This window comes from Pseudoalteromonas sp. SG43-7 (assembly GCF_014164295.1).
Taxonomy (GTDB): domain Bacteria; phylum Pseudomonadota; class Gammaproteobacteria; order Enterobacterales; family Alteromonadaceae; genus Pseudoalteromonas; species Pseudoalteromonas rhizosphaerae.
On record NZ_JACJEY010000057.1, the window covers coordinates 22,074 to 28,073 of the forward strand.

Annotated in this window: 5 protein-coding genes and 3 tRNA genes; 6 read left to right on the forward strand and 2 right to left on the reverse strand. The window is 43.0% G+C overall.

What is annotated here, in order from left to right; all coding sequences use genetic code 11:
• Window positions 1-25 precede the first annotated feature (25 nt).
• Together thiE and H5200_RS19345 are read left to right on the forward strand one after the other, a co-directional pair.
• Window positions 26-1,561 carry a thiamine phosphate synthase gene (gene thiE, locus H5200_RS19340; protein ID WP_182762270.1) on the forward strand — a complete coding sequence of 512 codons (1,536 nt, stop codon included), beginning with the start codon at window positions 26-28 and terminating at the stop codon, window positions 1,559-1,561.
• Window positions 1,554-2,327 carry a HesA/MoeB/ThiF family protein gene (locus H5200_RS19345; protein ID WP_182732512.1) on the forward strand — a complete coding sequence of 258 codons (774 nt, stop codon included), beginning with the start codon at window positions 1,554-1,556 and terminating at the stop codon, window positions 2,325-2,327. Before thiE ends, H5200_RS19345 begins: the two co-directional genes overlap by 8 nt.
• 93 nt (window positions 2,328-2,420) lie before the next feature.
• On the opposite strand, the gene asd is transcribed toward H5200_RS19345, so the two are convergent.
• Both asd and rsgA read right to left on the reverse strand, forming a co-directional pair.
• Window positions 2,421-3,287 (reverse strand): archaetidylserine decarboxylase, encoded by an 867-nt coding sequence (gene asd, locus H5200_RS19350; protein ID WP_179959238.1) that lies wholly within the window; start codon window positions 3,285-3,287, stop codon window positions 2,421-2,423.
• 18 nt (window positions 3,288-3,305) lie between these two features.
• The gene (gene rsgA / locus H5200_RS19355) at window positions 3,306-4,364 is read right to left on the reverse strand and encodes a small ribosomal subunit biogenesis GTPase RsgA (protein ID WP_145234644.1); all 1,059 of its coding nucleotides are present in this window, start codon (window positions 4,362-4,364) and stop codon (window positions 3,306-3,308) included.
• Between the two features lie 121 nt (window positions 4,365-4,485).
• Between rsgA and orn the strand changes: the two genes are divergently transcribed.
• The 4 genes from orn (at window position 4,486) to H5200_RS19375 (ending at window position 5,713) form a co-directional block, all read left to right on the forward strand.
• Window positions 4,486-5,031, forward strand: a complete 546-nt coding sequence (orn, locus tag H5200_RS19360; RefSeq protein ID WP_145234646.1) for an oligoribonuclease — start codon at window positions 4,486-4,488, stop codon at window positions 5,029-5,031.
• A gap of 247 nt (window positions 5,032-5,278) precedes the next feature.
• A tRNA-Gly gene (locus tag H5200_RS19365) sits at window positions 5,279-5,354 on the forward strand.
• Window positions 5,355-5,514: 160 nt separating this feature from the next.
• Window positions 5,515-5,590, forward strand: a tRNA-Gly gene (locus H5200_RS19370).
• 47 nt (window positions 5,591-5,637) lie between these two features.
• Window positions 5,638-5,713 (forward strand) — tRNA-Gly (locus H5200_RS19375).
• Window positions 5,714-6,000 lie beyond the last annotated feature (287 nt).

Sequence of the window (6,000 nt, forward strand, 5' to 3'; positions counted from 1 at the left end):
GTAAAAAATTAGGAAATACGTAACTATGAATCATGTTGTTTGGACAATTGCTGGCTCTGACTCTGGCGGTGGTGCAGGTATTCAGGCGGATATTAAAGCGATGCAAAGTTTTGGCGTCCATGGTTGTACAGCGATCACCGCATTGACTGCGCAAAACAGCCTAGGCGTTGAAGCACTTAACCCGATTTCAACCGATGTTATTGAGTCGCAATTACTCGCCCTTGAAAGCGACATGAAAGCCCGTGTTATTAAAATTGGTATGCTGGCCAATGTGCAGCAAATTCAATTGATCAGTGAGCATCTAAAACATTATAAAGCCACTTGGCCGGTTGCGCCTTTGGTTGTATATGATCCGGTGGCCATTGCTAGCAGTGGTGACTTACTGACAGAAGAAGATACCGTTAGCGCAATTAAAGAATGCTTATTGCCGCTGGTGGATGTGATCACCCCCAATACCCATGAAACGCAGTTGCTCACTGGGATATATTTAATTGGTCCCAGTGCTGTGATCGAGGCTGCGCAAAAGCTACAAAGTTGGGGCGCAAAAGCGGTACTGATCAAAGGTGGCCATTGGGATTATCCAAGCGGATATTGCATTGATTACTGCAGTGATGCCAGCTCTTATGGCAGCAATGAATATTGGCTTGGTAACGAAAAAATTCAAACGCCGCACAGCCATGGTACCGGTTGTAGTATGGCGTCAGTGATTGCAGCGTGTTTAGCGAAAGGTTACCCGCTTAAAGATGCCTTTATTTTAGCCAAAGCCTATATAAATCAAGGCTTAAAAGCTGCGGTTCGTTATGGTGAAGGAATTGGCCCTGTGGCACAAACGAGCTTTCCCGATAATCTTGATGATTACCCACAAGTCATTGAAGCGGGCAGTTGGCTGGGTGATGAGCTGGATTTTGAACAACCAAACGAATTTACTATGGCGGCAGGTTTTACTGAGTGTGAAAACAAACAGCTTGGTTTATATGCAGTGGTTGATAGTCTCGATTGGTTAGAAAAGTGCTTAGCGCAAGGCGTTAAAACTGTACAACTTAGAATGAAAAACGCCAGCGAAGAAGAGCTTGAACACGCTATTGCTGCGGCGGTCACACTTGGTAAAAAGTACGATGGCAATGTGTATATCAACGATCATTGGCAGCTGGCGATCAAACATGGCGCCTATGGTGTGCATTTAGGTCAAGAAGATTTACTTGAGGCTAATCTGGTGGCCATTAAAGAGTCGGGCATGCGTTTGGGGATTTCGACCCATGGTTTTTATGAAATGCTGCGCGCTCATAATTACCGCCCGAGTTATATGGCGTTTGGCGCTATTTACCCAACCACGACCAAAGATATGACAGGGCAAATTCAAGGGCTTGAAAAGTTAAAGCATTTTGTGCCGTTAATGAGTGATTACCCAACGGTAGCTATTGGTGGCATTGATTTAGCACGAGCGGGCGAGGTTGCTGCAACCGGTGTTGGCAGTGTAGCTGTTGTTAGGGCTATTAGTGAGGCCAGTGACTATCAACAGGCGATTGCCGATTTACAAATGGCTATTAATAGCAATGAGTGAGGCAATAAAAGGATCTTTATCTGACAAAGAGCAGTTACGTTACAGTCGTCATTTAATGCTTAAAGAAGTCGGCTTTGAAGGGCAATTAAAGCTCAAAGCCGCTCACGTTGTGGTAATTGGAGCGGGGGGGTTAGGCAGCCCCGCATTACTGTATTTAGCTGCGGCTGGCATTGGCGAATTAAGCTTGTTAGATGATGATAAGGTTGAGCTTTCAAATTTACAGCGCCAAGTGCTCTATAAAGTAAATCATTTAGGGCAAGATAAGGTCAGCGCTGCGGGCAAAGTATTAAGCAGCTTAAATAATCAAATCAAGATCAACACAGTAAGTGCAAAACTAACCACTGAAAATGCTGAACAAGTTTTTACTGGCGCAACCTTAGTACTTGATTGCAGCGATAACTTCAGCACTCGCTATGTAGTAAACCAGCAATGCTTGGCACTGGGTATTCCACTGGTGTCGGGGGCGGCAATAGCGAGTGAAGGGCAGCTGATGTGTTTTGATTTTCGCCAGCCACAGAGCCCTTGTTACGGGTGTATATTTGGAGCACAACCGCAACAGCAAGCGCTTAATTGCAGTAACGCGGGCGTGCTTAGTCCGTTGTTAGGTGTCATTGGCTCGATGCAAGCACTGTTGGCAGTTAATATCTTGCTGGGCCATCATCAAGGCAGTCAGTTTATTCGTTTTGATGGACTAAGTTTAGCGCAGCAGCAGTTTAAATTAACTAAAGCGCCCGAGTGTACTGAGTGTGCAGGGGAAAGAGCTTAAATAAAAAACGCGGCATGACTGCATTAGTCGGTCCGCGTTTTTAATTAAAATGAGTTATAACTTAATTATTAATTAGGTATTAATCATCAATCATCAATCATCAATTTTAGCAAACGGTGTGCCCATGCGAGTCACTGTGCCTGGTTTTTGATCATCAAAGATATCTGCTTTATTAGCACCCCAGGCTAAAATAACCGTGGAGCCTAATTTAAAGCGACCCATCTCTTCACCCTTTTTCAAGGTAATTGCATTTTCACCTGAGGTTTTGTAGTTCCAGCTAAATACATCTTTACCTGCTGGTGGTGTAACTGTACCTGCCCAAATAGTTTCGATACTGGCAACAATTGTTGCACCCACTAATACCATGGCAAGCGGGCCAATTTCAGTCTCAAAAATGGCTACTACGCGTTCGTTACGAGCGAATAGGTTAGGTACATTTTGCGCGGTAAGTGGGTTTACTGAAAATAAATCACCGGGGACGTAAATCATTTTACTCAAGGTGCCATCAATCGGCATATGAATACGATGATAATCTTTTGGCGCTAAGTAAATCGTTGCAAAGTCGCCGCCTAAAAAAGGCGCTGTATCTTGCTCTGAGCCGCCAAGTAAAGCTTGTAAGCTATAGTCATGTCCTTTGGCTTGAATAAGCTGGCCTTCAACAATTGGGCCTAGTTGACTGATGGCACCATCTACAGGATGAGTAATGATGTCATCTTCAGTGGTTAATGGCCGAACGCCTTCTTTTAAAGGACGAGTAAAAAACTCATTAAACGTTTTATAGTGAGCTGGGTCGCTATATTGCGCTTCATTCATATCAATTTTATATTGTTTAATAAACAATTTAATTAAAGTAGTTGTTAGTGCGCCTGCTTTAGCTGCAGCTAACTTGCCTACCATACGGGATACAAAATGTTTTGGCATTGCGTACTGCATTGCGATTTTGAATTTGTCTAAACTCACAAGTTTTTTCCTAAAAAATTATACGCGTGGAGCACGAGCACCCGCTCGGCCATCGGCCATTGTTTCTAAAATTCTATGGTAGCTATCAAAACGTAGCTGTGAAATATCACCATCATCGATTGCTTGGCGAATTATACAGCCCGGATCATTTAAATGCTTACAGTCTCTAAAGCGGCAACCGCCAATAAACTTGCGAAACTCTTTAAAGCACCAAGTAACGCGCTCTACATCTAAATGCCACAAGCCAAATTCACGAATACCAGGGGAATCAATTAAGTTACCGCCTGAAGGTAAGTGATGAAGTCGTGACACGGTTGTTGTGTGTTGGCCAAGGCCACTATTTTCAGAGACCTCTTTGGTCAGTATTTCAGCATCAGGTAAAACAGTGTTAACTAAAGTTGATTTACCCACACCACTTTGACCAACAAAAATACTATTTTTATCAATTAAGGTTTCTTTGAGTGCATCAATACCGTAACCGGTTTTATTACTGACTAGTAATACTTGATAATCAAGTGACCTATAAATATCCAGAATTTTATTGATGTTAGCAAGCCCAGGCTCATCAATTAAATCTATTTTATTGAGCACTAAAATAGGCTCAATGCCCATATCTTCGCAGGCAATTAAATAGCGGTCGATAATACTGGGGGTAAACTCTGGTAGTACCGCAGAGACCATCAAAATCTGGTCAATGTTGGCGGCTATGACTTTTACACCGTCGTAAAAATCAGGGCGAGTAAGTTGCGAGCGCCGTTCATGCATCGCTTCTATAACGCCAGCTAAATCACCTTCGCTGACTTTTGCGCGGCGAAATTGCACTTCGTCTCCGCAAACAATACCTTTAACGGTACGGCGAATATTGCAGCGCAAAACATCTCCGTTATCAGTTTCAATATCGGCATGTTGACCAAACCGACTGATCACCACGGCATTTTCAGGCGCACCTAAATTGTCAGTTTGCCATTGCTCAACCTTGTTAGTGGTTGGCGCAGAATCTGCATTAGACAAGCGTTTTTGGTGATTGGCCTTAATCCTACGGGATTGACCTTTACTTAATTTCTTCTGTTTTGCCACTTTTGGCCCATAACTTAGTTAAATGTCGTGCTTTTTGAAAAAAAAGCTTTAGGTCGACTGATGATACTAATATGATATATCTAAATGCGTTAGATCTAAAGGAAAGCACCGCAAGGTAATTATGTCTTTTCATAAATCAAATCTGATTTGGCTCGACCTCGAAATGACAGGTCTTGAACCAAGTACAGACAAAATACTCGAAATCGCCACGGTTGTCACCGACAGTGCGTTAAACATCTTGGCTGAAGGGCCAACTATTGCTATTCATCAAAGTGATGAATTGCTTGATGGTATGGATGAATGGTGTACTAAGCAACATGGTCAGTCAGGGTTAACTGCACGCTGTAAAGCGAGCACATTCACAGAGCAAGATGCTGTTGAACAAACTTTGGCATTTTTAAAGCAGTGGGTTCCTGCAGGCGCTTCGCCTATGTGTGGTAATTCAATAGGCCAAGATAGACGCTTTATGAATAAATATATGCGTGAACTGGAAGATTACTTCCACTATCGTAATTTAGACGTAAGCACTATCAAAGAACTAGCACGACGCTGGAAACCAGAAGTTTTAGCACAAGTGCACAAAAAAGGTTCACACCTTGCTCTTGATGATATCAAAGATTCCATCATGGAATTAAAAGTCTACCAAGAAAAATTCTTTAATTTGTAAAAAACACTTGCAAACACATCGGATTATTGTAGAATCCTGCCCCGCTTAAGACGATAACCCCCGCGGGGTTAGTGTGCTTGAGCAATTTGAATGCGGCACTAGCTCAGTTGCCAGAACGTTTACCGCGACTTGTCGCGGACCAACGGAAAAATTACTGACTATTTTGAATGCGGCACTAGCTCAGTTGCCAGAACGTTTACCGCGACTTGTCGCGCACCAACGGACAAATTACTGACAATTTTGAAATGCGGCACTAGCTCAGTTGGTAGAGCGCGACCTTGCCAAGGTCGAGGTCACGAGTTCGAGCCTCGTGTGCCGCTCCAATTTCTCACCAAAGAAATTGCAGCAAGTTTCAAATTAAAAGCTATAAACTTTTTTAGAACCTAGAACCTAAAAATTATAATGCGGCACTAGCTCAGTTGCCAGAACGTTTTACCGCGACTTGTCGCGCACCAACGGACAAATTACTGACTATTTTGAAATGCGGCACTAGCTCAGTTGGTAGAGCGCGACCTTGCCAAGGTCGAGGTCACGAGTTCGAGCCTCGTGTGCCGCTCCAATTTCTAACCAAAGAAATTGGAGTAATTTTAAAGTGAAAAATATTATGCGGTACTAGCTCAGTTGGTAGAGCGCGACCTTGCCAAGGTCGAGGTCACGAGTTCGAGCCTCGTGTACCGCTCCAATCTCTTTAAGTAAACATCCAATCTCTATTAATTCACTAGCAGATAAACACATGTCGTCATCTAAAAGACGTTCTAAGCGTTATGTTTAAGGCTTTAGCTGATTTCTAAGAGACACACGGCTTCCCACATCAATTTAGTGTATTCAGTCCGTTTATCAGCCACTTTGTAATGGTCTAATGAAACTGGACAGGTTTATAGCGTAAAATGAGCTAAACCCAAAAGGTATCACTATGACCAGAAAATCAAAAGTAACACTCAGTGCACAACAAAAACTTGAATATGCCAA

Bases quoted from the DNA above. Each gene is read 5' to 3' on its own strand.
- thiE (WP_182762270.1), top strand. From the start codon at position 26: ATGAATCATGTTGTTTGGACAATTGCTGGCTCTGACTCTGGCGGTGGT.
- H5200_RS19345 (WP_182732512.1), top strand. From the start codon at position 1,554: ATGAGTGAGGCAATAAAAGGATCTTTATCTGACAAAGAGCAGTTACGT.
- orn (WP_145234646.1), top strand. From the start codon at position 4,486: ATGTCTTTTCATAAATCAAATCTGATTTGGCTCGACCTCGAAATGACA.